At 31.4% G+C, this 1,138-nt stretch carries 2 protein-coding genes; both read right to left on the reverse strand.

The window, feature by feature from the left end; translation table 11 throughout:
• Positions 1-138: 138 nt before the first annotated feature.
• Positions 139-690 (reverse strand): helix-turn-helix domain-containing protein, encoded by a 552-nt coding sequence (locus tag EV194_RS16825; protein ID WP_132435714.1) that lies wholly within the window; start codon positions 688-690, stop codon positions 139-141.
• 11 nt (positions 691-701) lie between these two features.
• Positions 702-1,043 carry a type II toxin-antitoxin system HigB family toxin gene (locus tag EV194_RS16830; protein ID WP_132435716.1) on the reverse strand — a complete coding sequence of 114 codons (342 nt, stop codon included), beginning with the start codon at positions 1,041-1,043 and terminating at the stop codon, positions 702-704.
• Between the last annotated feature and the right edge of the window lie 95 nt (positions 1,044-1,138).

Consider the following 1,138-nt stretch of genomic DNA (forward strand, 5'->3'; position numbering starts at 1 on the left):
AACGGTCACATATATGAAATGTTGGGGGCTTCGGGAGTCAGAATTATCGGCCGACACAGAAATTTATGCGGAGCACAAACGTCAATGTAAGCACCAAACCCCCAATATTTTATATATGATGTTATGCGCTTTTGATTTTTAAACCAATTCCGTCTTTCTCAATTTAAGCTTGGGCTTGTTTAATTTCTCAATCGAATCTTTTAATTTATCTCTTGTTTCAGATTGAAGGAAAGTAGGAATTAGGATGTCTAAGTTAATTTTTAGAACCCTGTGGATAATTACCAAATCCTTTAGAGTAAATTGAGAAACTCCATTAATCAATTCGCTCATGTACGATTTTGGATGGTTTAAGATTAAACCTAAATCTTGTTGGGTAATATCGTACTCTTTGAGCCTTTTTCTGATAGTTTCCTTTCGCTTACTGATAAATTTTTGCTCATAATTCACAATCTCTTCCGCTTTATTTGACTCTTCTAGCTGTGAATCAGTGATATTATCAAAATCAGACCATTTTCTATCTTCGTATTCTTTAATCAAATCACGAAGCTTTTTTCGAATTGGTTTTAAATTTGGATTTTCATCTTTCATTAAACGCAATTTACGTTCAAGTAAAGATGCTTTTTCCAAATCATATTCATTCTCTAATCTTACTATGTTTGCAACTTCCTTTATGTCAAAAATGTCTTTCATCATTACAAATTTTAAATCCAATTGTTTTCTCTCAACCACTTTTTAATAACATTCCGATTGTTTTTAAAAGTCTGTTCGTAATCATCATGACTTCCTGCCCAAACAATCGTTGCTTCACCACTTGCTTCAAATTCAATTAGAATCAACGTTCTATGTATATTGATATTGAAGAAATAAAACTCTCCTCCATAAACACAATCAGCATCAGGTCGTTTTTCAGTTAAATCATGAGGAGTTTTCCATTCATTTTCCTCAATATCAGAAATTAATTGATTTACAGATTTCAGTAATTTTGAATTTCCTCGATTTTTCCGAATAAGCTTACCAAGAATATGTTTATTTGTAATTCTCAAATTATTTTTTTTGATGATTCAATGACAAAGATAATAATAGTTCGGAAATAATCAGAACAAATGTGCGTGTTTTTTTGGTTCAATTGCGCATAACG

This window comes from Natronoflexus pectinivorans (genome assembly GCF_004345615.1).
GTDB lineage: Bacteria > Bacteroidota > Bacteroidia > Bacteroidales > Marinilabiliaceae > Natronoflexus > Natronoflexus pectinivorans.